The organism is Nitrospira sp. Kam-Ns4a (assembly GCF_965152595.1).
Genome location: NZ_OZ224218.1, coordinates 3,639,598 through 3,663,301, shown reverse-complemented (window position 1 = coordinate 3,663,301; position 23,704 = coordinate 3,639,598). Strand labels below are relative to the sequence as shown.

The window sequence follows — 23,704 nt, the reverse complement described above, 5'->3', positions numbered from 1 at the left end:
CTCGCTGAGAGTGCATGGGGCGGAGCATGAGAGCTGCCGACGTAGTGGTGCGCTGCCTGGAGAACGAGGGCGTGCGGTTCGTGTTCGCGCTGCCCGGCGAGGAGACGCTGGATCTGACAGATGCCCTGCGGGACTCCCGGCTGCGGGTGGTCACGGTCCGACACGAGCAGGGCGCCGCGTTCATGGCTGACGTGCATGGCCGGCTGACCGGAAGGGCGGGAGTCTGCCTGGCCACGCTCGGCCCGGGCGCCACCAACCTGCTAACCGGCGTGGCCGATGCCACCCTCGACCATGCCCCCCTGGTCGCGGTCACAGGCCAAGCCTCGCTGGACCGGATGCACAAGGAGTCACACCAGTATATTGACGTCCTCTCGATGTTCAGGACGGTCACCAAGTGGAATGCCGCGATCACCCGGGCGCACGTCATCCCCGAGGCGGTCCGCAAGGCCTTCAAGGTGGCGCAGACGGAGAAGCCGGGCGCGACACACCTGGAGCTGCCCGAGGACGTGGCGGGCGAGCCAGTCCCTGGAGAGAGGGACCTGGCGCCGCTCCGTGTCCAGGCGCCCTTCATTCCCGAGCCGCTGCCGGTTCAGGTGAAGCGGGCGATCGAAGCGCTGGGCGCGGCGAAGCGGCCCGTCATCCTGGCGGGCAACGGCGTCGTGCGCCAGCGGGCCCATGACGCGCTCCGCCGGTTCGCCCGCGCCCTCCGCATCCCGGTCGTGCACACGTTCATGGGCAAGGGGATTCTCCCGGACTCCGATCCGCTGTCGCTCTATACGATCGGGCTGCGGCTGCGCGACTATGCCGCGCGCGTCGTTGAGCAGGCGGACGTCGTGCTGGCGGTCGGCTATGACTTCGTCGAGTACGCCCCCTGCCTCTGGAACGCAAACCGGGACAAGCGCGTTGTTCATGTGGACGGGTCCCCGGCGGAGGTGGACCAGCACTATATCGTCGAGGTCGGCGTCCTGGGCGATCTCACGCTCTGCCTGGACCAGATCGGGCAGGGGCTCTCCCCCTTTGAGCCGGCCTGGGCGGCGGGAGCGCGCGCCACGGTCGCCGAGGCCTTCGAGGCGGAGACCGCCGCTCCGCAACCCGCCTGGCCGTTGCGGCCCCAACAGGTCATCCGGGAACTGCGGGCCGCGCTCGCGCCGGACGACATCGTGGTCTGCGACGTGGGGGCCCACAAGCTCTGGATGGGGCGGATGTTCCCGTGCGAGTCCCCCAACACCTGTGTCATCTCGAACGGGTTCGCGGCCATGGGCATCGGGCTCCCCGGCGCCATCGCCGCCAAGCTACTGTTCCCCGAACGGCGCGTGGTCGCGGTGACGGGCGATGGCGGGGCGCTGATGAACCTGCAGGAGCTGGAGACGGCAGTCCGGCTCAACACCCCGCTCGTCCTCCTGGTTTGGCGAGACGGGGGGTACGGCGTCATCCGGTGGAAACAACAGCTCGCGTTCGGGCGGGCCACCGCGGTGGACTTCGGCAACCCGGACTTTGCCGCCCTGGCTCGGAGCTTCGGGGCGGCGGGATACCGGGTGTCCGAGCCGGCCGCGCTCACGCCCGTGCTACGAGAGGCCCTGGCCTGCGGGCGGCCTGCTGTGGTGGATTGCCCGGTGGACTACGCTGAGAACCTCCGGCTCTCGGAGCGGCTGACCGCCGCGGAGTAGCAGGAGGCCGTGGACGAAACAAGAAGGGGCGGCTCCCTCGCGGGGAGCCGCCCCTCGTTGTTGGATCTTCGAATAAAACCAATCCCGATTACTTCGGCATCCGGGTCGCCTCCTTCACCGGGGGCTCGATCTTGATTTGCGGGCCTTGCACGTTCGGCAACCGCCCGGCGCCCTGCTTCTCGACGATGCGCTGGTTGTTGGGGTCGGACAGGTTCTGGACGGCGTGCTTGCCTTCCACTTCGGCCGACTTCAACGCCGCGTTTTCGCCCGTCAGGTTGGGTTGGCCCGGATCATTGGCCAGTGGCTGGCCGGTCACCGGTGAGACCGCCTCTTTGGCCGGGTAGCCCGGGTGCTTCGGGAGCAGAGCCGGATTTGCCGAGGCCACCGACACGAGGAAAAAGACGCCTAACAGTCCTGCCACGGTTCCGACGAGTGTCTTCATAGGGCACACTCCTTTTGAGATGAGGGTGAAATAGAAAGATACCGGTTCGCTCGATGAGCAAGACTCCCCCAAAGACACAGGAAAAGCGGCGGTATCTTAGCCGCCCGCTGCTCGCCTGTCAAGCCTGGGCCAGGCTCCCCCCGAAGCACGTTCGGAGCCCCCGTCAGCTCTGGCGGGACCGCGGCGGGCGCCGGCCGCGGCCGCGGCGGCGGTGCGGGGCTGAGCGCGGCGCCGCGGCAGGCAACCGAATGATGACGGTGGTCCCCTGGCCGGGCCCGCTGGCGATGGAAATCTGCCCCTGGTGCTCCTCGACGATCTTCTTGACCGTCGCGAGCCCCAACCCGGTGCCGGCGCGCTTGGTGGTAAAGAACGGCTCGAACACCTTGCCCATGTGTTCGGTCGGGATGGGAACGCCGTCGTTCTTGATCAGGATCTGGACTTCGGCGCCGCGGCCGGCCTTGTGCTGGCTGACCTCGATGGCGAGGTGCCCGCCGGGCGTCATCGCCTCGAGCGCGTTCTTGAACACGCTGAGGAAGACCTGCTGCATCTTGGCTTCGTCGCAGCGGACCTGGCTCAGGTTGGCCGCGTAGTCCTTCGTGACCCGAATCCGGTTCATGTCCAGGTCCGTTGCGACCACCGTCAGCGCGTTCTCGATGACGTCGGGAATCCGGCACAGGCGCCGGTTCAGCTCGAGCGGCTTGGCGAAGTCGAGGACCTCGTTGAGCAGGGCTTCGACCCGGATCAGGTCGCGCATGGCGTTCTCGACCCGGGTCTGCGAATCGAAGTCCAGGCTGCCCTCGCCGGTGACCTCCTCGAGTTGCGCCCGTATGGACGCGAGCGGTTCCCTGACCTCGGTCGCCAGAAACGCGCTGAATTCCCCCAGGGCGGCCTGCCGTTCCTGCTTGCGGATGAGCGGCTCGGCGGAGGCCGTCGGCGGGAGGGCAGCCTGTGGCTCCCCGCGTCCGGCCGGCTCGGTCTTCGCGCTCGGGGCCGTGGGTGGCTCCTGGAGCAACTCGCCGAGCTTCACCATCAAGGGCTCCAGCGCCCGCGCATCGGGGAGCGCATACTGCATCGCGGTCTTGGAGGCCAGCGTGATCGTCCCGCCCACCTGGCCCCGCACGAAGAAGGGGACGACCAGGGCCGACTGGTAGCGGTCCCGGTAGAGGTGCTTGTGGTCAATGAAGCGGCCCTGTGTGGATGCGAGATCGTGGTCCACGCGGGTTTTGCGATGGCGGACAGCCCAGCCGGAGGCGGAAGCTTCGAGTCCCAGACGCTGGCCGGCCTTGAGGTCTTTCTTGTTATCGCCCTTCACCTCGCCGGCGATGCCCAGGACTTCCAGCGAGCCAATGAGCGGATCGTAGGCGGTCACCCAGGCTCGGTCGAAGGGGATGGTCTGGGCCGCCTCGTTCAGCAAGGCGATGACCCGTTCCTGCCTCTCCGGCGTGGCGTAGGAGGGCGGCGCGGCCAACTGCTCGCCAGGCGTCGCACCGGGGGGCGAGACAGGTTCCGGCGAGACGAAGGGCCGGCTCAGCAGGACGGACCCGTCGAAGAGCGAGGCCCGCTCAAGCGCGCTGGTGATCTCGTCTCCCGCGCTCTCGATCAGGCTCTTCTCCTTCTTGGTGAAGCTCGCGCTCTCCTTCCTCCCGATGACCAGGAAGCCGTAGACACGCTGCTGGTGCCGAAGCGGGATGGCAAGCAGGGACTTGGTGCTGGGCGTCAGCATGCGCAGGCGAAATGACTTAGAGCCCTCGCCGTTCTCCTCTCCCTTCGCCTTCGCGGCGCGGAGGTCCGGCGGCGACATCAGGTCGTGGACGGCAAGGGTGCGTAGGATCGCCTGCACTTCGCGAAGGGAGAACCCCCGAGCCCCCTGCACCACCGGCGGCTGCCCTTCCCGGTCGACGATCGCGACCATCGCGGCCTCGACCCCGAGGTCGTTGAGGGCTGTGGTCAAGGTTCGCTGGAGGGTCGTCTGTTTGCTGGCGCGGGCGTGCTCGGCGCTGGAGCCCATAGGGCCGTCTCCTCTGCACGGTCCAAGGGGCGCATTCTAGCAGCGGCGTTGCAGGAGTTCAATTGATGATTTTGGGCGGGCGGGCCCGGTGCACGACGATCTCGACCCGTCCCTGCTCGGAGACCCACAGGTTGAGGATCGTGCTCACCACGCTGATCAGGAGCGCGCCCCAAACGGCGGGCCAGAAGCCTTCGACGACGAAGCCCTTTACCAGCAGCGCGGTGAGCCAGAGCAGCAGCGCGTTGATGAGCACCATGAACAGGCCAAGCGTGAGCACGATGAAGGGGAGCGAGAGGAGATAGAGGAGGGGCCGGACGATCGCGTTGAGCAGGGCCAGTACGATCACGGCTGCCAGGCCGGCGGCCGGGCTCTGGGCCTCGATGCCGGGGACCACCTGCGTGGCCAGCAGCACGGCCACCGCCGTCACGCCGAAGCGGATCAGGAGACCCGTCATAGGAGAACGATGACCTCGTGGTCAGTGGTCGGTGAACCGCGTTCTGGTTTCCACTGACCCCTGACCACTGATCACTGGATTTTTTAGCTTGCCTGGACCGTCAGGTCCACGGACAACTGGCGCTTGGTAACCTTGTCGGCCGGATTGTAGTTGGCCACGACCTCTTTCTGAGTCCCCCCGGCGGAGACCTGGATCTTCGTCCCGACGTCCTCGTTGTGCAGGTGGAGGAAGATCTCGTAGTACCCGTCCGCGTTGGTCTTCGCGCTGCCGGGATGGCCGCCCGCCTTGAGCGGGGTCGCCTTGACCTCGACTCCGGCGACCCCCTTCCCCGAGCCGTCGCGCACGTACCCGTACAGGGTGAACCCGTGCTCGACCTTGGTCTTGAGGAAAACCGGTTTCGGGGTCTCGACCGCGGGGTTCTTCAGGGAACTGAGATAGGCGGCCAGGGCTTCGATCTCCTCGTCGGTCATGAGGTCCTTGTACTTGTCCGGCATCCGGCCTTTCTTATGCTCCTCTTCGAATCCCTCAGCGTACAGATAGGTTGGGTCGAAGACCTTCTTCTTGATGTCTTCCTTCGTGAGGAAGGATCCGATGTTGTCCAGGTTCGGCCCTCGCTTCTTGACGCCGCCCTGTCCGCCGATCTTGTGGCAGTTGTAGCACTCGTACAGCTCATAGACTTCGCGCCCGCGTGCGAGCAGGCTGCCGCCCGTCGCTGGGGCCGGCTTCGTCCCGTCGGCTCCGGGGGCACCGGCAGGGGCTTCTGCAGGGGCGATCTCCTGGAGACGCGCCAGCAGGGTCTGGACCTTGGTCTCCAGCGCCGCCGCCTTCTGGAGCAGCTCGTCGGGCTTCTGCTCCGCGAATTTCTCCCGCTTGGCTTTCAGCAGCTTCTCGATCTTACCCTTCTCGTCCTCGGGGTCGTACTGCGGCCAGAGGGAGCCGCCGCCGATATAGACGGCGCAGAGCACGACATAGAATGCGGTGATGGCGACCACCGCCTTGCCGCCGCTGACGGGCTTGAGCGGGGGAGCGTCGAGGAGGATGAAGACGGCGGCCCCCAGTAAGGCGTAGGCAAAGAACATGGTGAGGAAGACCGGCGGGAAGGCCAGGGCCCGGCCGGCCCCGACCAAGATCCCGCCGACCGCGACCCCAATCAGGAGTTTTTTGACGACGCTCTTCACGAAGCTCGGTTGTCCCGCCATGACTGCTCCTCGCACAGCACCCTTCCCGCGGTCGCTGGACTCGGCGGCAGAAATCCCCTGCAGTATACCCACTCGCGTGGGGGATCGCCAACCCTTCCCTTCGCTTCAGTCCGCGGCGCTCGAGCGGGATCGGCTCACGGGGGCGGGCAGGCGGCCAGCCAGCCTGAGCGCGAGCAGGGCGGTGACAGGGAGGTAGATCAGGACTCCGGTCATCCCCAGGAGCGGCTCGCCGATCCAGAAGGTGACCGCGAGGTTGAAGACCAGGACCCCGTAGTAGAGCCCGCAGCCGAGCAGCAGGTCGCCGGTCACCGAGCGGCCCTCCGCCGACGGGATCGGACCCAGCCGGCGGTCGTAGGCAAAGTAAATTCCCAGCGCGATGAGTCCGACGACGGCCCACCCGACAAAGTTGGTCACGGTCACGCCGTAGTACAGGCCGGGCTCGGGATAATAGTAGATCCGGCCTAGGAACCAGCGGTCTCCACGGAGTGCCACGGGGTCGATCACCACGTCAATGAGCACAAAGAACAGCACGGTTAACCCGAGCGCGGGCCAGGAGGTGCGGACAGCCGGATCGTAGGCCAGCGGGAGGCGGGCCGCGCCGGGGCCCGCGGTTGGGCCGGCGGAGTGGGCGGGCAGCAGAAAGATCAGGGCGAGGCAGTAGCTCGCGTAGAGCAGGAACGTGAACGACAGGGAGTCCATGAAGGGGACGTTTGAAAGATAGAGCTCCTGTCCGACGGTCGAGCCGGTGTAGAAATACCAGCCGAAGGGGATCCCCGTGCGGGTGGAGGAAAACTCGCAGGCGAAGGCGGTGGCCCACCCGATTGCGAAGAACAGGCCGGTCCGGCGCCAGCCCATCAGCCGCTGTGCCGCGAATAGGGACGTCGCCAGGAAGAGGAACACGTAGGGCCGGAACGCGACCGTCTTAATCAGCAGCTCGAGGCAGTCCATGGTCTGTGGTCGGGGGGCAGAGGTCGGTGCACGGACCACCGACCACCGACGTTCGCTCAGGCATAGCCGTGGTCCCGGAACCACCGGACCGCCTTCTCCAAGGCGACCTCGACAGGGGTCTGGGGCAGGTCCAGCTCGCGGACGGCCTTGCTGCAGTCGTAGTGCATCCGGTACTTGGCCATGCGGACGCCCTCCAGCGGGATCCGGGGCGGCTGGTGGGTCACATGGTCGGCGAGCCAGGTGTTGAGGTGGGCGAGCGGGAGGATCGCCCGCCACGGCAGCTTGACCCGAGGCACCGGGACGCCGGTGAGCCGGCTCAGGATCTCGAAGATCTCGCGAAGCGAGAGGTTGCGGTTCCCGAGGATGTAGCGCTCGCCAATGCGGCCGCGCTCCATGGCCCGGAGGTGGCCGACCGCCACGTCGTCCACGTCCACGAGGTTCATCCCCGTCTCGATGTAGGCCCACATCCGGCCCTTCATGAAGTCCACGATCATCTGGCCGGTCGGGGTCGGCTTGCGGTCCCGCTCGCCCACGGGGGCGCTGGGGTTGACGATGACGACCGGCAGGCCGGCCTTGGCGCGCGCGAGCGCCTCCTGCTCGGCGAGATACTTGGAGCGCTTGTAGTCGCCCGCCATCTGGTCGAGCGACACGGGCGTCTCCTCGGTGCCGGGCCCGCCGTCGGGCGGAAGCCCGATCGCGCCGATCGTGCTCGTATAGACGATGCGCTCGATGCCCGCCTCGCCGGCGGTCTCCAGCAGGGTGCGGGTGCCCGCGACGTTCACCTCATAGAAGACCGAGGGATCCCTGGCCCAGAGTGCGTAGTGGGCGGCGACATGGTAGAGCTGGCGGCAGCCGGCGAGGGCTTTGCGCAGGGACGCGCGGTCCCGCAGATCACCGTGGACCTGCTCGACGGCGAGGCCCTCGAGGTTCCGGAGATCGCTGTCCCGGCGGACGAGGACGCGGACGTCGCTGCCGGCGGCGGCGAGCGCCCGCGCCACCGCTGCCCCGACGAATCCGGTCGCGCCGGTAACGAGCACCTTCATGAGCAGGTGATGGGTGATGGGCGACGGGTGATGGGTGACAGAGAAGTGGCAATCGGCGCGTGGGGCGGACCAGTTCGGTTGGAGTCGAGGTCGGCTCCCTTCCTGCACCCGTCACGCATCACTGTTCACTCATCACGGCTCAGTTGCGCCGGGACGTGATGTAGCGAGCCAACTCCCGCAGCGGGTCGGCCTGCGGCCCGAATGACGCCACATGGCTGATCGCCCGCGTGGCGCGCTCTTCCGCCAGGGACTGGGCCCCCTCGATCCCGTAGAAGGTCGGATAGGTCTTCTTGCCCCGCTGCGCGTCGGTGTTGGCGTTTTTCCCCAGCTCCTCGCGCGTCCCCGTGACGTTGAGCACGTCGTCGGCGATCTGGAAGGCGAGCCCGACGTCTTCCGCGTACGCGGTGAGCTGGTCGAGCTGGCGCGGCGTCGCGGCGGCGGCGAGCGCCCCCATCCGGACCGCGGCGCGGATGAGCATACCGGTCTTGTGCACGTGGATCGTCTGCAGCGTCGCCAGGTCAATGTCCCGGTTCTCCGCCTGGATGTCGAGGACCTGCCCGCCGACCATGCCAAGGTTGCCGGCGCCAACCGCTAGCTCGTGGATGATCTGGACCTGCCGGGCGGGGTCGAGGCCGTCGCGCAATTCCGCCCGGCTGCAGAGGTCGAAAGCCAGGGTGAGCAGCGCGTCCCCGGCCAGGATCGCCAGCGCCTCTCCGTAGACCTTGTGGTTTGTGGGCTTGCCTCGCCGGTAGTCGTCGTCGTCCATGGCGGGCAGGTCGTCGTGGATCAAGGAATATGTGTGGACCAGCTCCAGCGAGCAGGCGACGGGCAGGATAGCGGGCGAGGCCGTGCCCACGGCCTCCGCGGCCGCGATGGCGAGGATCGGCCGGATGCGCTTCCCGCCTGCGAACAGGCTGTAACGCATGGATTCATGCAGCTCGGCCGGGGGAGTCGTCGCGTCGGGGATCACCGTGTCGAGAAAGCGGTCCACCTCCTCGCGCTTCTGGTCCAGATACTTGGCGATATCCACGTGCGGTCCGGAGAATCGGGTGTTGTACGGGGGCTCGCGCGGGAGAGAGTAACAAATGGCTTCGCACCCTGTCAAACGGTCCAGCCTCGGATCCTTTGCACGCCCGTTGTAATCCGGCCGTCTGCTTGGGTATACTCGCCGCCATGAGCATCCGGATGGCGGGCGGCGAATGGGAACCCTTGCTGCTGGGCATCGAGCCCCGGACCTGTCGGGTCTGCTCCAAGGGCCTCTCCCGGGACATCACCTTTTTCCGGGGCGGCTGGTCGCGCTGCACGGTCTGCAACCAGTTCGTCCACTATAGCTGTCTGGCGAGCGGCACGGTGAAATTCTTGAAGATGCGGCCGCGCGTCTGCAAGGTCTGCCGCGAGGAGCAGGCCCGCTCGGGGGCGGCTGGCGCGGCTTCACTGGCGGTCCAGTCGTGACCCCAACTGCCCCTGGAGAGGGAGGTCGGGCCCAGGCGGGCTCCTCTGAGCGGGCGCACGTCTGGTTCGCGGAGGCAGTCCGGTGCGTGATCGCGCCGCTCGTGCTCTTGTTCGCCGGGTTCTTCACCGCCGACTTTCTGCTCAGCGGACAGTACACCTGGCCGCGCACCAGCCGCGTCATCGTCCTCACCCTGACCGTGCTGGTCCTCGCCTATGAGTTCGTCTATCGGGAGCAACGGGGGCGGTGCGCGACGTCCTCGGATCTCCGTGCGTTGAGGGCGCTCCTCTATTCCTGCGCGATTCCGTACACGGCTGGTGTCTGCGCGTTGCTGGCCCTGGCGCGGCTCGCGGGCTGAGGCGGGGCGTCGCACGCGGGAAGCGGGCCCGCGCACCAGTGTCGCGAGCGAAGCATGTCTCCGGTCTTCAAGAGCGGGGCCTTCGTCCAGCAGTGCTTTTCCGTGCATCCCCGGTGCCTGGTGCTCAAGAAGCTCGCGCTGCCCGAGCGGCTGATCCTCGCCTGCACCTCCTGTAACCTCCAGCACCGGCTGACCCTGCGGGCTCTGGCGTCCCGCTCTCCGGCGGCCCACGCGCCGCACGAGGGGACGCCCCCGGTTGCGGTCGAGCGGGCGGCGGAGGACTGGATTGCGCACTGTGCGACTGCGCACCAGACCGCGCTCGGCGTCCGCGAGATGGATGTCCTCCGGGACTTCGTCGGATTGCGGTGTGCCGAGTGCCGCCGGCTCTACGATCTGGACGTCGCGTTCTTTGAGACGCACCAACCGTGACCCCGCTCGGCCCCTTTACCTCAGACGAGCTTGCCCTGATCGCCAACGAGCAGTTCTTCCGGGCCAAGGCCCGGGTGATGGGCAAAGTCCGCGGGCTGCTGGAGGAGCTGCACGGGGCTTTCCGGGCCGAGCTGGCCGGCGTCGAGCTGCTCACTCCGCCTGGTTTCGATCCTGGCCGGTTCCAGCTCGTCAAAGGGGAACACCTGGAGGATTGCCCGTACCAGTATCTCGACTTTCCCAAGCACTTCGTCGGGGACGACAAGTTCACGTTCCGCAGCCTGTTCTGGTGGGGGCACCACTTCGTGTTCGCGCTCATCCTGGAGGGCGCGGGGCTGCTCCGCTATAAGCAGAACCTGGTCAACCGGTACCATGAAGTCGCTGGCCGCCACGTCTGCCTGTCGCTGGGCCCTTCCCTGTGGGAATGGAAGCGGGGCGACGGGTACACGCTCCCGCTGACCCACGATCGCAAGGCGGAGGTGGCGGCGGTCCTCTCCGGCCGGCGGTTCTTCAAGCTGGCCCGGTTCGTGGTGCCCGACGACCCCGCCGTGCGCGAGGGGCGGCTGGTGGAGCTGGGCCGGGAAACCCTGCGCACCCTGATCTTCCTGTGATCAAGCCCTGACCGGCCGACCGGGTAGACGCGCTCCGCGGCGCTGCGCTACACTCCGGCCAGCGGCGCGGCCACAGAGCCCCGTTCCGCTCTCACCCTCTCGCGAACAGGAGGTCTCCGTGCTTGGTGTACTGGGATGGACGCGGTGGTTGGTGACTGCAGTCTGGATGATGGCGCTGGTCGGGTGTGCCGGGACAGGAGAGGTTGTCCTCATGGACCTGCACTCGGTTCCTGCGGGTGCGGGCGCGCCGCTCCAGAACGAAGACGCGCTTCGGGTGACCATCGAAGAGTTCCAGGACTTGCGGCCGAACAAGGACCGGCTGGGAGTCCGGACCCATCTGTGGGGGGGCGTCACGTACTTCGACGTGACGGACGGCAAAGTCAGCACGGCCGTGACGCGGACGCTCGCGGAATTCCTGGCGCATAAGGGCTGGAAGGTCCGGTCCCCGGGCTTCGGGACCGGCGGCGCCGACGTGAGCCCGGAGGTGACGCTCTCCGGCCAGATCCGCGAGTTCGCCGTCTCGGTGAAGAGCCGCGCGTTCTCAACCAAGCTCACAGTCGCCCTGAACATGGAGATCCAGGGGATCAACGCCTCGGACAAGAGCCGCACCCGGGTGACGGTGGAAGGCAGCCGGACCGATACGGTGTTCTGGTTCACGGAGGAGGACGTGCAACGGCTGGTCAACGAGACGCTGCGGGAAAACCTGGAAAAGATGGCGGCGGACATGAGGGTCGAGAATCGGACCCTCCGGTTGAAGTGAACGGCGGTCGCGGCGCGCAGCAATAAACACTATGTAGGAATGGAGGGGGCGGTGCGTGAGCGGCGGTGGGAGTCCCCGGCCAAACTGGAGTTTGGCGCCGTGCTGGCGTTGGGAAAACGACTGGCGGCTCAGGGGTTGGACCCCGCGGCGCCGACGAAGGATGTGATCTGCTACGTCGAGGAGTGGTCGGTCGCCGGCTCGGGGGACCTCGAGCGCCTCGATCCCTGGCCGACCGAAGACGTGACGTTCGTCCATCTCCGGGACGGCTGGCGGGGCGACTTCTTCCTGCTCGCCGGCGGCTACCACACGGTGTACCAGCGGTATCAGGGTGTGGGAACCTATTGCTCGGTCAGTCACCCCTGGCTGATTCCGGACCCGCTGCAGCTCCACTATCCGCGCGCCCAGTTCTGGGTGGGATTCCGCCACGCCCACTCGTTCATCCGGGTCAGGCTGCATACCACGGAGGTGATCACGCCGGGGGAGACTCGCGGGGACGGCCGGCGGGCGGAGTGGCTCGCCGAGCGCGGCGCGGCGTTCCGGGCCGCGCTCGCTCTGCTGGAGCTGCCGATCGAGTCCCGGATTGAGAAGGGGAGCCTGACGCTGCGGGCGCTGGAGCCGGCGGCGCCGCTGTTCTGCTCCTGGCCCGACGCCTTCGGCCCCTGCCAGTTCGAGTACAACTCGTCCGACGCGTTCGAGTTTCTGGTACCGGCCAGCCGGCTGGCCACCACGTGCGGCGAGGAGGCCGTCCCCGTGCGGGCCTACCTGACCGGCTTCCCCGAAACGGCGCTGGAAGACTTCCAGGCCGTCGTGCCCAACGCCCGCCTCGCCTGCCGCTGCTCCGCCCATTGCCGGTTGAGCGAGCTCCCGGCCGTGCTGGAGGCGGTGGCGCCGGACGGTCGAGTCTACGCCATGCTGTGCGAGTTCCAGACCCAGCGGGTGCTGCCGCTGCGGGAGGACACCTCCGCGATCGTCGGGATCGTCGGCAAGGAGGGAGGATTCCAGGTCGAGGTCCGGCTCAACCGCGCGCCGCTGCCGGAAGACCGGATGGGGTCGTGGCTGGAGGCGCTACTGGGCCTCCCGGTGAGTGAGGCGCCCCTACCGCCGTTCCCATGAACCTGCCAGCCCGACTCCGCAGCGCCCTCGCCAAGCCCGTTTTGCCCGTCCTCTTTTTCTTCGCTGGCGTCACCTATGACAGTCTCACGCTGACCCGGATTGACCGGCTGCTGGACAACCTGATCCTACTCCTATACCTCAGCCTGCTTGGTCTGTTGATCATCCTGACCGGCCAGGCCGACCTCGCGCGCCGGGCCGCTGGCGACCCGGCGCGCGAGGAAGGCGCGTCCTATCTGGCCGCCCGCGTGCGCCCGCTCGCCCCCATGGCCATCCAGTTCCTCTTGGGTGGGCTGTTCAGCGCCTACGCGGTCTTCTACTCGCACAGCGCCTCGTGGAGCTCCACGGCTGTGTACTTCTTCATCCTGGTCGGGCTGCTCGTCGGCAACGAGTTCCTCCACGACCGGCTGACGAACCTGAAGCTGCTGGTCGCCCTCTACGCCGTCGTCTGCCTGAGCTTCTTCACCTATTTCCTGCCGGTGCTGACCGGCGTCATGAACACGGGCGTCTTTCTGCTCGGGGCCTTGCTGAGCGCGGGCGTGGCGCTGAAAGTCGTCGAGCTCGTCTACTGCCAGGCGCCCCACCGGCCACGGCGCGAGCGGTGGCTGGCCGGCGCCCCCGCCGTCGCGGTCGTCATGGTGCTGGTGGGATTCTATTTTCTCAACTGGATTCCGCCCGTGCCGCTCTCGCTGAAGTTCGGCGGCGCCTACCGTCAGGTGGCCAGGGCCACCGACGGAACCTGGGAGCTCACCTTTGAGCGGGGGCCCTGGTACCGGTTCTGGAAGCGCGCGGACGATCGGTTGCCGGCCGGCGCGCCGGTCTATTGCTTCACGGCCGTGTTCGCCCCCATCGCTCTGCAGACGACGATCTACCACCACTGGCAGCACCGGTCGGCCGGGCGCGACGGACGGTTTGTGACGACGGATCGAATTGCGATCCCGATTTCGGGGGGCCGGGAGGACGGCTATCGCGGCTTTTCGGTCAAGCAGCGGGCGATGCCGGGCGACTGGCGGGTGGATGTCGAAACGTCCGACGGGCGGCTGATCGGCCGGGTGACGTTCACGGTCTCCGAGTCCCCGGACGGCGTCCCCGAGCTTGCGAGGATCAGTCGTTGACGGGAGGGCCACGGGATGCCTTGACTTTCGCCTTCAAAAGGAAGGACCATATGAGCTTGGCGGCAATGCCCCAACACCGCGCCGGGGCACAAGCTCCGGTTCCAGTCGGTACGGGAACCAGCCGAGACCGTCTGATAGGGGGCGTGCTCGCGGGACAATCTGGAACAGGAGGTGACGATCGCGACGGAGCGAGGCGGAACAACTGACCGTGCCAGTTGCTGAAGACCTTCTGATCGGAACAGCGCTAGGTGGGGTGGTGGACGTGAGTCTGTTATCATCGCAGTCATATGGGTGGAAGCGATGCCAACTCATCGGCCTCTGTTGCGGCGAAGCGTGCTGGTTGCCTGCGGCTACGGGCTGCTGGGCTGGGCGCAGGCCACGACGTCCGCGAGCGTGGCGCCCTGGTTCGGTCCTGCGGGAGTAGGCGCCTTCGCTCCCCGCGTGATGAGCAATCCGTCCGTGCATCGGACGGGCCATGCACAGCCGGACGACGCCATCGCCCACTACAACAGGGGCGTGGTGCTTCAAACCAAGGGTGACTACGACGGGGCGATCGCGGAGTATCGCCAGGCCATCCAGTTGCGGCCCGACATGGTCGCTCCCCACCACGGTCTGGGATTCGCCTTTCAGAGCAAGGGCGACCTGGACGGGGCGATCAGGGAATACCGCAAGGCGCTCCAACTCCAGCCCAATATCCCCGCCCTCCATCACAACCTGGGACTGGCCCTGCAAGCCAAGGGTGACCTGGATGGGGCGATCGCCGCGTTCAGGACCGCTGCGCACCTCTATCCGGAGGATCCGGCGGCGCACGCCAGCCTCGGCAACGCCTTGCGTGTCAAGGGCGACCTCGCCGGCGCGGTCGTGGCGTACCAACAGGCCGTCAAGCTGAAGCCCGACGACGCGGCCCACCACTACGACCTCGGGCTGGTGCTCCAAGCCAAAGGCGATCGCGCCGGCGCGCTCGCGGCGCTCCAGCAGGCGGTCAAGCTCCAGCCGAACCTGGCGGAGGCCCACCACAGCCTCGGGCTGCTCCTGCAGGAGAAGGGGGATCTGGACGGCGCGCTGGCTGAGTACCGCGCCGCGGTGCGGCTCGAGCCAAAAGACGCGGTCGCCCGGTACAACCTCGCCACTCTCCTGGTCAAGCGCGGCGACCTCGCCGGCGCGATCGAGGAACTCCGGGCAGCCCTGCAACTTCGCCCGGACATGGCGACCGCCCGCCTGCAGCTCGCCCGTTCGCTGGAGGAAAAGCACGAGCTGGACCAGGCGATTGCAGAATATCGGGTGCTCCTGCACCAGGAGCCGGCGGCGGCCTCCATCCACCACGGCCTCGGCCGGGTGCTGCAGGCCAAGGGCGACTTGGTCGGGGCGATCGGCGAGTACCAGGCGGCGCTTCGTCTCACGCCCGACGACGCGAAGGTCCATGAGGACCTGGGGCTGGCGCTCCAGGAGAAGCACGACGTGGACGGGGCGATCGGCGAATATCGCGCCGCGCTCCGGCTGCGGCCCGACCACGCCGTGATTCACTACAACCTCGGGGTCGCGTTCATGGCCAGGAACCGGCCAGCCGAGGCAGCCCAGGCCTTCCGCAACTACCTCAAGCTGATCCCCGACACCCCGGCGAATCACCATTGGGTCGAGCGTGCCAAGGCCATCCTCCAAGTCCTCGGCCAGTTTGAGGAGAAAAACGGGAAAAACGGCGCGCATTGAAGGCAAGGGCTCAGTCAGCCGGCACCTACGGCACCTCGTCCAGCACCAGGCACCCGATTGCTCGTCCCCTGTTCACTCCCTTGTCATTACCGATGAAGCCGGTGGCCCCGCCGCTGATGGCTGTGGCGACGTGAACGGCATCTGGCGTGCTAAGGCGGTAGCGGGCGCGGAGTTCAGCGGCGCGGTCCGCGACTTCGATCGTCACAGGGATCCAGCAGATATGGATACGTGTCGGATAAGCCGTAGAACTGCTCAAGCAGTTCCTCATCGCCTCATGGCTTCTTTTGGGATGACGATCTGGTTCTTGCTGCTGAGCTTCTAGCAGGATGTTGAAAAAGTCGGTTGAACGGTCTTGACCGTACCATGATAAGTATTATCACCGTGCAAACATCCCCTGAACCAGGAGGCGGCCCTATGCGCGGTGAGCTCAACCCTTAGCAGGCCCTGTTCAGCTATTAATCAGAGCATGAAATACTTGACTTATGACCAGCGATGGTGATCCATTGCGCATGCGTGCACGAGTCCGCGATGCGCGGCACCTGTCGCCCGAAGCCCAAGAAGTCTTGCGCGAGAAAGCGGTCGCCGCCGTTAAGCAGCAAGGGCGCTCCAAGGCCGAGGTCTGTCGGCTCTTCGGCATCAGTCGGCAAGCTCGGTCCACCTGGTTGAAGCGACACGCCCGTGGGGGGCGGCATCCCTTGAAGGCGCGGCCCCGGGGCCGGCCGCGTGGCGGCCGGCTCAAGGGCTGGCCAGCGGCCCAGCTCGTTCGCCCCGTGCCCCACTGCTGCCCGGAGCCGTGGCCCTTGCCGTGCTCCTTGTGGACCCGCGAAGCGGTGGGTGAGCTGATCGCGCGCCGCTCCGGACTTCGGCTGTCGGTCTGGACCGTTGGGCGCTCCCTGCGGGCCTGGGGCTTCACCCCGCAGCAGCCGCTGCGGCAGGCCTCTGAGCGGGATCCCAAGGCGGTGCGGCGCTGGCTGGCCGTCGAGTCCCCGCGGATGCGGGCAGCAGCCAAGCGCGCGGGGGCCCCGCTCTCGTGGGGCGACGAGATGGGCTTGCGCTCGGATCATCAGGCGGGGCCCAGGTGGGGCCAGCGCGGCCAGCCCCCGGTGAGCCGTGGCCCCGGCCGGCGATTTCGCGGCCACAGGCTCTCCGCTCTCACCACTCGTGGGCGGCTGTCCTGCATGGGGTTTCCGCAGCGGTTCCCGGCGCGGATCTGCCTGCCATGCGGCCGTCGCTGACTCCGGCACGTGAAGCATCCCGTCTTTCTGATCGTGGAGAGGCATCCCGTGCCTATCGCGACGGTCACCCAACAGGGGCTCCAGCGCCCCTGCGACCGGCTGCGCCTCTTCTTCCTGCCGCCCTCCAGCCCGGCACTGAACCCCGACGAGGATTTGAACCAGGACGTGAACACCAACGCCCTGGGCCGTCGGCCCCCCAGGACGCGGACGACTTGGCGGCCAACGTCCGTGGGTATCTTCGCCGCACCCAGCGACTGCCGGCCGTGGGGCCATCCTTCTTCCACCACCCTGCGGTCCGCTATGCGGCTGAGTGAGAGGTGTCAAGTATTCTGCGCTCCTGGTAATATGTCTCTCCGGAAGCGCGGGTTCCCGCGACCCATCCGTTGCGAGCCATCAAGACCCTCGCGGACCAGGTCCTGGCTTTCTTGTCGCCGACCTTCGACAAGATGTATAGCCAGATGGGGCGTCCGTCGATTCCGCCGGAGCGGCTGCTGAAGGGCGAGTTGCTGATCGCCTTGTTCTCCCTCCGGGGCCGGCGGCTCTTCTGTGAGGAGCTGGACTACAACCTCCTGTTCCGCTGGGTTCTGGACATGAGTCTGGATGAGCCTGCCTTCGATCACAGGACCTTCAGCCAGAACAGCGAGCGGCTGCTCCAGCACGACGTCGCCTGGCGCTTCTTCGAGGCCGTGGTGGGGGACGCCCAGCAAGCAGGGCTGCTGTCGGATGAGCACGTCACCGTGGATGGCACCCTGATCGAGGCCTGGGCGTCGCTGAAGAGCCTGCAACCCAAGGCCGCCGCGCCACGGCCCCGCCCCCGGATGATCCGGGCAATCCCACCGTGGACTTCCATGGCGAGCGCCGCACCAATGCGACCCATCAGAGCACGACGGACCCGGAAGCCGCCTGGCCCGCAAAGGCGCCGGCCAGGAAGCGAAGCTCTGCTTCTCGGGCCCCATGCTCATGGAGCATCGCCACGGGCTGTGTGTGGACCTGCCGAGTGCCCCGGCCACCGGCACGGCGGAGCGGGACATGGCCCTGGTCATGCTCCGGCGCCAAGCGCGTCGTGGGATTCGCCCGCGCACGCTCGGGGCGGACAACGGGGACCCCTGCGGCGACTTCGTGCGCCGGTTGCGGCGGCGACACATTCGGCCGCATGTGGCCTGCGTGCGGAACCGGCACACGCCTGGGCTGGATGGCCGCACGACGCGCACGCGGGGCGACGCGCTGAGTCAACGGATCCGCACACGCGTGGAGGCGAGCTTCGGCTGGCTGAAGACCGTCGGGGGCCTGCGCAAGACGCGCTTCCGCGGCATCGCCCGGACCCAGCATGCGGCGTGGCTGGTCGGTGCCGCCTACAACCTGCTTCGCATCAGTCGCCTGCAGCCGCTGGCGCCGGTCACCTGATCGCCAGAGGAGTGAAGCGGTATGGTCCGTGAGCCTCAGCCGATGAGGAGTCGGCCACCTGGCTCCATGGGGAGAATGGCATGAACGCCCCGTGCGATCCTGTCACAATGTCGGAAACGGCTAGCCAGGAGGTGCACGCCATGGGCTTGTATATTGGGGTGGATTATCACCGTCGGTACTCGTATGTGACCGTCATGAATGAAGGCGGAAGCATCGTCCGACACGGGCGGGTGGGCAACTCGAAGGAGGCCCTCGCTCAGTTTCTCGGGCACGCTTCGGACGACGGCCCTCGGTCCGCGGTCTTGGAGGCGACACGCAATTGGACCGTCATGCACGATTGGCTGGAGGAGCTGGTGAATGATGTGCACCTGGCTCATCCTCTCAAAGTCAAAGCGATTGCTGAGGCCAAGATCAAGACCGATCAGATCGACGCCACCGTCCTGGCGCACTTACTGAGCACCAATCTCCTGCCCACAGCGCATATCCCGGGGGCAACCACGCGGGAATGCCGGACGATGCTTCGTCAACGCATGTTCTTCGTGCGGCTGCGCACGATGGTGAAGAACCGAATCCAGGTCCTCCTGGATCGCTATCCCGAACGGCTGGCGCAGAAGCCCTGCCCGGACCTGTTCAGTCGCGCTGGGCGCTCCTGGCTCACCGACCTTCCCCTGAAGCCCACTGATGACCACGTGCTCCGTGAAGACCTCCATCTGCTCGACGAGCTGAACGCTCACCTCCAGCACACTGATCGCCTCGTGGAACGCCTGGCTGCGGGCGATGCCCGGGTGACCCTGTTAAAGACCATTCCCGGGATCGGCCAGTTCTTTGCGGGGCTGATCGCGTACGAGGTGGACACCATCAGTCGCTTTGCGCATGAGAAGAAACTCTTCAGCGACATGGGCCTCGTCCCGTCCACGTATGCCTCGGGAGGTCGCACCTTCCACGGCCGCCTCACGAAGCAGGGAAACCGATATTAATCGGAGCATGAAATACTTGACATTCGACGGGCGATGGTTATCACGTGGCCATGCGTGCTCGAACCCGGGATGCGCGGCACCTGTCGCCCGAAGCTCAAGAAGTCTTGCGCGAGAAGGCCGTGGCCGCTGTCAAGCAGCAGGGGCGCTCCAAGGCCGAAGTCTGTCGGCTCTTGGGCATCAGTCGGCAAGCCCTGTACACCTGGTTGAAGCGCCATGCGCGGGGGGGCCGGCACCCGCTGAAAGCGCGACCCCGGGGCCGACCGCGCGGCGGCCAGCTCAAGGGCTGGCAAGCGGCCCAGGTCGTCCGCACCTTGACCCACTGCTGTCCGGAGCAGATGCACTTGCCGTTCTACTTGTGGACCCGCGAAGCGGTCGGCGAGCTGATCGCGCGCCGGTACGGGCTTCGGCTGTCGGTCTGGACCGTCGGTCGCTACCTGCGGGCCTGGGGCTTCACCCCGCAGAAGCCGCTGCGACGGGCCTACGAGCGGGACCCGAAGGCGGTGCGACGCTGGCTGGAGGTCGAGTACCCCCGAATTCGGGCAGCGGCCAAGCGCGCGGGGGCCCAGATCTACTGGGGTGATGAGATGGGGCTGCGCTCGGATCATCAGGCGGGGACCAGTTGGGGCAAGCGCGGCCAGACCCCGGTGATCCGTGGCCCCGGTCGGCGCTTTCGCTGCAACATGATCTCGGCCATCACCAATCGCGGCCGGTTGTACTTTATGGTGTTCCGGCATCGCTTCACCGCACGAGTCTTCCTCCGATTCTGCCACCGCTTGCTCCGGCACGTGAGGCATCCGGTCTTTCTGATTGTGGATGGGCATCCCGTGCATACCGCGGCTGTCACCCAGCGGTGGCTCCACCGTCACCGCGATCGGCTGCGTCTGTTCTTCCTGCCACCCTACAGCCCGGAACTGAATCCCGACGAATATCTGAACCAAGACGTCAAGACCAACGCGCTGGGCCGTCGGCCGCCCCAGGACGCAGATGAGCTGGCGGTCAACGTCCGTCGCTATCTTCGCAGCACCCAGCGCATGCCGGCCGTGGTGCAATCCTTCTTCCATCACCCTGCGGTCCGCTATGCGGCTGAGTGAAAGGCGTCAAGTATTTTGCGCTCCCGGTAATATCTGCGCTGGGCCCTCGTGGAAGCGGTGTGGCCGGCCATCCGGACTGACCCTGCCTTTCGCGCCTATTACGAGCGCATCAAGTCACGGAAGGGGCCGAACCCAGCCAAGGTAGCCACGGCGCGCCGGCTCGCAACAATTGTCTTTCGGGTCCTCTCTCAGCAGAGGCCCTCTCGGCTGTCTGGTTCCAGACTGCTTGATTATCCTGCTGGTGGTCCACCTGCGGGTGAGACGCACCCCTTGGGGAGAATAAGGGGCCTGGAACCTCAATCGCATGCCATCATGTGTGCCACCTTGCACGCGGCACCAATGGGAGCATGGTTGACCACCCTGAAGGAAGAATAAGCTGACGAGTCTGCCAAGGAAAGGGCAGGAGAGATAGACGCTGGACTCACACAGGGCGTTCATGGGAGCAGGGGAAATCCGCCGCCGCCTCAACTGTGAGGGGGAATTGAGACCGTGCATGTCAGTTTTTCAACACCCTGCTAGTCTTCATCATCTTATGCGGACGGTTGAAAACGGCGACGCGGTGCTGGTGACGATCCATGGCCGGCCGACAGCGATGCTGGGTCCGGTCACAGAGGACGATCTTGAAGACGTTCTGCTGCCTAGAGCCCCAAACTTCGGAAGAAAATCCAAGCTGGCCTCCGCGACGTCAAGGCGGGCCGGACCATGCCCCTGTCCGATTATGCGGCACACCGGGCCAACCGAACGAAACGTGCTTGCCGCGGCGCCCGCCCAGGGAGAGGTCCGCGCCATCACCGCCACCGGCTCGTTGCTAGCCGACCACGATCCCGCGGTGGCGCCAAGCGGCTCGCGCTCCTGGACGCCAAACGCCTCGCGCGGGGGCAGGTGTGATGGATGTAGGCGCCATCGCGCAAGAAGCTCGCTCAGGCCGGTACTTCATCCAGTCGCCGAACGTGAAACACTTCCTTGTCGGTCAGCGGTTCGCGGCCGGGCCGGCCGGATGGGCCTCCACGATGGTGGCCACGTCACCCTGGCCATGTCACTCTCCCTTTGCCAGGTAGAGGGTCATAAACTTGGTCGCTGCGTTATGCCGGAAACCCCCAGGCAAAGCGCAGGGCTTCCTCCGGCCGCCGTCCCGCAGGCGTAGGCAGGTCGGCCCACCACACCTCACCATGGCGTATCACCACTCCGCGGCCGACAGCAATCGAACCGCCGCAACCTCAGCCGCCTTGATCTCTTGACGGCTTTCCGGTTTCCACGGTAGCCCGCCTCGTAGTCCCTGATCAGCACGGCCTGTTCCTGCTGCTTCAGCCAGTGACGGATGGTCGCCTGTAGAACGGCGCTGCGGCTCTTCCCGCTTTTCTTCCTGGCTCGCTCGACGGCTCTGAACAGTTCGCTGGGAAGGCTCACGGCCACTTTGGTTGAGGGTCTCGGCATCGTTGCTCCACGACGATGGGCGCGCGCAGTGTAACCAGATTCATACCCTCGAGCAGCCAGTGGTCAGGTGGTGGAGGGAGCGACGTTCTGGAACCGCGCCAACCTGCCCTCCACAGACCGGGCCAACCAAGGCTGCGTCGCAATCGCGATTCAGCCGTTGCAACCGGGAACAACGGGTGGTGACACTTAGCCTGCATTATTCAGTGCGCCGTGAAAAGGCGCTGTGTGTCTCACAGGTGCAAGTCCTGTCTGGGGAGTTGTCGGGACACCCCAGTAGCTACCAAGGCAGTCGCAAGGGTCACTGACCGACTGAAGCCCTCGGGACAGAGGCCCACCGTGGGTGGGTCAGCGAGCCGACGGGCCGCAACACGGGTGAAGCCTGAGCAGGCCTCGAACGTGCAGTCGCGAGGGCCGACCGGCCTGAATAACCGGGAAGGCCGTTGGAGTCTGGAGGAGCACCCGACCGATGAGCCCAGACTTCCTCGCCGGGGTAGTGGGCGTGGCACGTCGGCACAGCACACAGGGCAACACGGGAGATCCCGCTCGGCGGGGCCGCGCAGGCCTCGCTCCATCACGAGGGTGGAGCCGGGCGGGAAGTCGGAGGGGCTCATCGGACCGATGGCACTCGGCGGACAACACAACCGCCGAGGAGGGAAGGAGCCCTGGTTCGAGGCGTGCCTCACCGAGAGAAGGATCAGGAGATTGGCGTGAGCCTGGCAACTCCACGTACGATCCGGCGACTCCAAGAGGCACTGGGCACCAAAGCCAAGCAGGCGCCGACCTATCGCTTCTCCCTGCTGTACGACAAGGTCTATCGGGCGGACATCTTGGCCCATGCCTACGCCCTCGCGAAACAACGCGACGGAGCGTCGGGCGTGGATGGAGAGACGTTCGAGGCCATTGAGGCAGCGGGACGGGAGCGATGGCTGGCCGCCGTGCAGGAGGCCCTGCGGACGGAGACCGACCGCCCGCAGCCCGTGCGACGGGTGCGGATTCCCAAACCCGCCGGCGGGGAGCGGCCACTCGGGATTCCGACGATTCGGGATCGGGTGGGGCAGACGGCCGTCCTGCTGATCCTGCCCCCGATCTTTGAGGCGGACATGGAACCCACGGCCTATGGCTATCGTCCGGGGCGCACGGCGCGCGCGGCGGTGGCAACCGTCCACCGGGCGCTGTGTGCCGGGCAGACGCAGGTGGTCGATGCGGATGTGTCGCAGGACTTCGACACGATCCCGCACGCGGCCTTGATGCAGGCGTTGGCACGCCGGATCAGCGATCGGAAACTGCTCCGGCTGCTGAAGCGGTGGCTGAAAGCGCCGGTGGCCGAGCGGACGGGGCGCGACGGATGGCGGTACCCGGGAGGCAAGCGGGCGACGCGGGGCATCCCGCAAGGCGGGCGGGTACCCGCCAAGCGGGTGCCGCCGTTGCTCGCGAACCTCTACATGAACCGCTACCTGCAAGCGTTCCGCCACGCCGGACTGGACCGGCGCTACGGGGCACGACTGGTCAACTCTGCCGACGACGTCGTGGTGCTGTGTCGGCAGGGGGCCGCCGAAGTCCTGGCGCAGCCCCGGCAGTGGTTCCAGCCGATGGGGTTGACGTTGAACGAGCAGAAGACGCGCCTGTGCAATGGGCGGCGTGAGCCGTTCACGTGCCTGGGCTATACCTTCGGGCCGCAGCCCTATCGCAAAGACGGCCACTGGTATCTGGGAGCAGCCCCGGCCAAGAGGGCGGTGCAAGGGATCAAGAGGCGCATCCGACAGATCCTAGGCTCGGGCAATCAGCTCCCCTGGGAGCCAGTACGAGCCGAACTCAACAGCGTGTTGCGGGGTTGGGCGGCCTCTTTCTCCTATGGGACGCGTCTGATGGCGTATCGGGCGGTGGATCGGTCTGGCGCAACGCGGGTGCGGCACTTCTTGCGGCGACGACACAAGGTTCCGACACGCGGCACGCGGCGCTGCTCGTCCGATATGATCTTCGGCGAGTGGGGCGTCCTCCGGCTGCGGCGGGTGCACCTGGGGTCGCCTGTGCATGCTGTGGTGTGACGCTCGTCCGAGAGCCGGATGCGGGAAAACCGCACGTCCGGTTCGATGAGCGGATGGGGGAAACTCCTGACCGCTGTGGTTGGCGGTAGATGCGTGCATCGACACCATCGAGAGCGGCTCCAGGCCAGCGCCCATGTTCGACTCTACTGGCGGTTCGTCGCGAAATCGCGGGGTCGCCTGGCGAGACGGGCGCGTGGAGCCGCGAAGGAAGGAGGCGTGC

General features: G+C 66.8%; 22 protein-coding genes and 2 pseudogenes. 15 read left to right on the top strand and 9 right to left on the bottom strand.

Going from position 1 to position 23,704, the window contains the following annotated elements:
* The first annotated feature begins 26 nt into the window (after positions 1–26).
* Positions 27–1,667, top strand: coding sequence for an acetolactate synthase large subunit (locus ACWHYQ_RS18260; protein WP_447973526.1), 1,641 nt, complete (start codon positions 27–29; stop codon positions 1,665–1,667).
* An 88-nt stretch (positions 1,668–1,755) separates the two neighbouring features.
* On the opposite strand, the gene ACWHYQ_RS18255 is transcribed toward ACWHYQ_RS18260, so the two are convergent.
* The 7 genes from ACWHYQ_RS18255 to ACWHYQ_RS18225 all read right to left on the bottom strand — a co-directional run bounded on the left by ACWHYQ_RS18255 (position 1,756) and on the right by ACWHYQ_RS18225 (position 8,791).
* Entirely contained in the window at positions 1,756–2,109 is a 354-nt protein-coding gene (locus ACWHYQ_RS18255; RefSeq protein ID WP_447973525.1) for a hypothetical protein, read from the bottom strand.
* A gap of 163 nt (positions 2,110–2,272) precedes the next feature.
* A complete protein-coding gene (locus ACWHYQ_RS18250; protein WP_447973524.1) occupies positions 2,273–4,117 on the bottom strand; it encodes an ATP-binding protein in 1,845 nt (614 codons plus the stop codon).
* Between the two features lie 58 nt (positions 4,118–4,175).
* A complete protein-coding gene (locus tag ACWHYQ_RS18245; RefSeq protein ID WP_447973523.1) occupies positions 4,176–4,571 on the bottom strand; it encodes a phage holin family protein in 396 nt (131 codons plus the stop codon).
* A gap of 83 nt (positions 4,572–4,654) precedes the next feature.
* Entirely contained in the window at positions 4,655–5,770 is a 1,116-nt protein-coding gene (locus ACWHYQ_RS18240) for a c-type cytochrome (RefSeq protein WP_447973522.1), read from the bottom strand.
* Between the two features lie 105 nt (positions 5,771–5,875).
* Complete coding sequence (locus tag ACWHYQ_RS18235) at positions 5,876–6,718, bottom strand: carotenoid biosynthesis protein (protein WP_447973521.1); 843 nt, start codon at positions 6,716–6,718, stop codon at positions 5,876–5,878.
* A gap of 56 nt (positions 6,719–6,774) precedes the next feature.
* Positions 6,775–7,761 carry a hopanoid-associated sugar epimerase gene (hpnA, locus tag ACWHYQ_RS18230; protein WP_447973520.1) on the bottom strand — a complete coding sequence of 329 codons (987 nt, stop codon included), beginning with the start codon at positions 7,759–7,761 and terminating at the stop codon, positions 6,775–6,777.
* Between the two features lie 139 nt (positions 7,762–7,900).
* A complete protein-coding gene (locus tag ACWHYQ_RS18225; protein WP_447973519.1) occupies positions 7,901–8,791 on the bottom strand; it encodes a polyprenyl synthetase family protein in 891 nt (296 codons plus the stop codon).
* A 155-nt stretch (positions 8,792–8,946) separates the two neighbouring features.
* Here ACWHYQ_RS18225 and ACWHYQ_RS18220 point away from each other — a divergent pair, with 155 nt between their 5' ends.
* From ACWHYQ_RS18220 to ACWHYQ_RS18185, 8 genes are all read left to right on the top strand, one after another.
* On the top strand, positions 8,947–9,213 hold the full coding sequence (locus tag ACWHYQ_RS18220) for a hypothetical protein (protein WP_447973518.1): 267 nt from the start codon (positions 8,947–8,949) through the stop codon (positions 9,211–9,213).
* An 86-nt stretch (positions 9,214–9,299) separates the two neighbouring features.
* Positions 9,300–9,569 carry a hypothetical protein gene (locus tag ACWHYQ_RS18215; protein WP_447973517.1) on the top strand — a complete coding sequence of 90 codons (270 nt, stop codon included), beginning with the start codon at positions 9,300–9,302 and terminating at the stop codon, positions 9,567–9,569.
* 54 nt (positions 9,570–9,623) lie between these two features.
* On the top strand, positions 9,624–9,998 hold the full coding sequence (locus ACWHYQ_RS18210; RefSeq protein ID WP_447973516.1) for a hypothetical protein: 375 nt from the start codon (positions 9,624–9,626) through the stop codon (positions 9,996–9,998).
* Positions 9,995–10,606: a hypothetical protein gene (locus ACWHYQ_RS18205; protein WP_447973515.1), complete on the top strand. Its 612-nt coding sequence runs from the start codon at positions 9,995–9,997 to the stop codon at positions 10,604–10,606. Before ACWHYQ_RS18210 ends, ACWHYQ_RS18205 begins: the two co-directional genes overlap by 4 nt.
* A 118-nt stretch (positions 10,607–10,724) precedes the next feature.
* Complete coding sequence (locus ACWHYQ_RS18200; RefSeq protein ID WP_447973514.1) at positions 10,725–11,366, top strand: YajG family lipoprotein; 642 nt, start codon at positions 10,725–10,727, stop codon at positions 11,364–11,366.
* 51 nt (positions 11,367–11,417) lie between these two features.
* Complete coding sequence (locus ACWHYQ_RS18195) at positions 11,418–12,479, top strand: hypothetical protein (RefSeq protein WP_447973513.1); 1,062 nt, start codon at positions 11,418–11,420, stop codon at positions 12,477–12,479.
* Complete coding sequence (locus tag ACWHYQ_RS18190) at positions 12,476–13,591, top strand: DUF2914 domain-containing protein (RefSeq protein ID WP_447973512.1); 1,116 nt, start codon at positions 12,476–12,478, stop codon at positions 13,589–13,591. Before ACWHYQ_RS18195 ends, ACWHYQ_RS18190 begins: the two co-directional genes overlap by 4 nt.
* A gap of 300 nt (positions 13,592–13,891) precedes the next feature.
* Complete coding sequence (locus tag ACWHYQ_RS18185) at positions 13,892–15,298, top strand: tetratricopeptide repeat protein (RefSeq protein WP_447973511.1); 1,407 nt, start codon at positions 13,892–13,894, stop codon at positions 15,296–15,298.
* A gap of 25 nt (positions 15,299–15,323) precedes the next feature.
* Here ACWHYQ_RS18185 and ACWHYQ_RS18180 read toward each other — a convergent pair whose 3' ends face one another.
* A complete protein-coding gene (locus ACWHYQ_RS18180) occupies positions 15,324–15,566 on the bottom strand; it encodes a type II toxin-antitoxin system VapC family toxin (protein WP_447973510.1) in 243 nt (80 codons plus the stop codon).
* 241 nt (positions 15,567–15,807) lie between these two features.
* Here ACWHYQ_RS18180 and ACWHYQ_RS18175 point away from each other — a divergent pair, with 241 nt between their 5' ends.
* The 5 genes and pseudogenes from ACWHYQ_RS18175 (at position 15,808) to ACWHYQ_RS18155 (ending at position 20,005) form a co-directional block, all read left to right on the top strand.
* Positions 15,808–16,533, top strand: a complete 726-nt coding sequence (locus ACWHYQ_RS18175) for a winged helix-turn-helix domain-containing protein (protein ID WP_447973509.1) — start codon at positions 15,808–15,810, stop codon at positions 16,531–16,533.
* 9 nt (positions 16,534–16,542) lie between these two features.
* Positions 16,543–16,725, top strand: a pseudogene (locus ACWHYQ_RS18170) (transposase); the annotation flags it as partial.
* A 152-nt stretch (positions 16,726–16,877) separates the two neighbouring features.
* Positions 16,878–17,937: pseudogene (locus ACWHYQ_RS18165) on the top strand (IS5 family transposase); the annotation flags it as partial.
* A gap of 140 nt (positions 17,938–18,077) precedes the next feature.
* Positions 18,078–18,914, top strand: a complete 837-nt coding sequence (locus tag ACWHYQ_RS18160) for an IS110 family transposase (RefSeq protein WP_447973508.1) — start codon at positions 18,078–18,080, stop codon at positions 18,912–18,914.
* 50 nt (positions 18,915–18,964) lie between these two features.
* Positions 18,965–20,005, top strand: a complete 1,041-nt coding sequence (locus ACWHYQ_RS18155) for an IS630 family transposase (RefSeq protein WP_447972380.1) — start codon at positions 18,965–18,967, stop codon at positions 20,003–20,005.
* Between the two features lie 1,164 nt (positions 20,006–21,169).
* On the opposite strand, the gene ACWHYQ_RS18150 is transcribed toward ACWHYQ_RS18155, so the two are convergent.
* The gene (locus ACWHYQ_RS18150; RefSeq protein ID WP_447973507.1) at positions 21,170–21,439 is read right to left on the bottom strand and encodes a ribbon-helix-helix domain-containing protein; all 270 of its coding nucleotides are present in this window, start codon (positions 21,437–21,439) and stop codon (positions 21,170–21,172) included.
* A 707-nt stretch (positions 21,440–22,146) separates the two neighbouring features.
* On the opposite strand from ACWHYQ_RS18150, the gene ACWHYQ_RS18145 reads away from it, so the two are divergent.
* Positions 22,147–23,484, top strand: a complete 1,338-nt coding sequence (locus ACWHYQ_RS18145; RefSeq protein ID WP_447973506.1) for a reverse transcriptase domain-containing protein — start codon at positions 22,147–22,149, stop codon at positions 23,482–23,484.
* Positions 23,485–23,704: the final 220 nt, after the last annotated feature.

Excerpts from the sequence above, each read along its gene's own strand:
- ACWHYQ_RS18260 (WP_447973526.1), top strand. The coding sequence starts at position 27 with ATGAGAGCTGCCGACGTAGTGGTGCGCTGCCTGGAGAACGAGGGCGTG.
- ACWHYQ_RS18255 (WP_447973525.1), bottom strand. The coding sequence starts at position 2,109 with ATGAAGACACTCGTCGGAACCGTGGCAGGACTGTTAGGCGTCTTTTTC.
- ACWHYQ_RS18250 (WP_447973524.1), bottom strand. The coding sequence starts at position 4,117 with ATGGGCTCCAGCGCCGAGCACGCCCGCGCCAGCAAACAGACGACCCTC.
- ACWHYQ_RS18245 (WP_447973523.1), bottom strand. The coding sequence starts at position 4,571 with ATGACGGGTCTCCTGATCCGCTTCGGCGTGACGGCGGTGGCCGTGCTG.
- ACWHYQ_RS18240 (WP_447973522.1), bottom strand. The coding sequence starts at position 5,770 with ATGGCGGGACAACCGAGCTTCGTGAAGAGCGTCGTCAAAAAACTCCTG.
- ACWHYQ_RS18235 (WP_447973521.1), bottom strand. The coding sequence starts at position 6,718 with ATGGACTGCCTCGAGCTGCTGATTAAGACGGTCGCGTTCCGGCCCTAC.
- hpnA (WP_447973520.1), bottom strand. The coding sequence starts at position 7,761 with ATGAAGGTGCTCGTTACCGGCGCGACCGGATTCGTCGGGGCAGCGGTG.
- ACWHYQ_RS18220 (WP_447973518.1), top strand. The coding sequence starts at position 8,947 with ATGGCGGGCGGCGAATGGGAACCCTTGCTGCTGGGCATCGAGCCCCGG.
- ACWHYQ_RS18210 (WP_447973516.1), top strand. The coding sequence starts at position 9,624 with ATGTCTCCGGTCTTCAAGAGCGGGGCCTTCGTCCAGCAGTGCTTTTCC.
- ACWHYQ_RS18190 (WP_447973512.1), top strand. The coding sequence starts at position 12,476 with ATGAACCTGCCAGCCCGACTCCGCAGCGCCCTCGCCAAGCCCGTTTTG.
- ACWHYQ_RS18185 (WP_447973511.1), top strand. The coding sequence starts at position 13,892 with ATGCCAACTCATCGGCCTCTGTTGCGGCGAAGCGTGCTGGTTGCCTGC.
- ACWHYQ_RS18180 (WP_447973510.1), bottom strand. The coding sequence starts at position 15,566 with ATGAGGAACTGCTTGAGCAGTTCTACGGCTTATCCGACACGTATCCAT.
- ACWHYQ_RS18175 (WP_447973509.1), top strand. The coding sequence starts at position 15,808 with ATGCGTGCACGAGTCCGCGATGCGCGGCACCTGTCGCCCGAAGCCCAA.
- ACWHYQ_RS18160 (WP_447973508.1), top strand. The coding sequence starts at position 18,078 with ATGGGCTTGTATATTGGGGTGGATTATCACCGTCGGTACTCGTATGTG.
- ACWHYQ_RS18155 (WP_447972380.1), top strand. The coding sequence starts at position 18,965 with ATGCGTGCTCGAACCCGGGATGCGCGGCACCTGTCGCCCGAAGCTCAA.
- ACWHYQ_RS18150 (WP_447973507.1), bottom strand. The coding sequence starts at position 21,439 with ATGCCGAGACCCTCAACCAAAGTGGCCGTGAGCCTTCCCAGCGAACTG.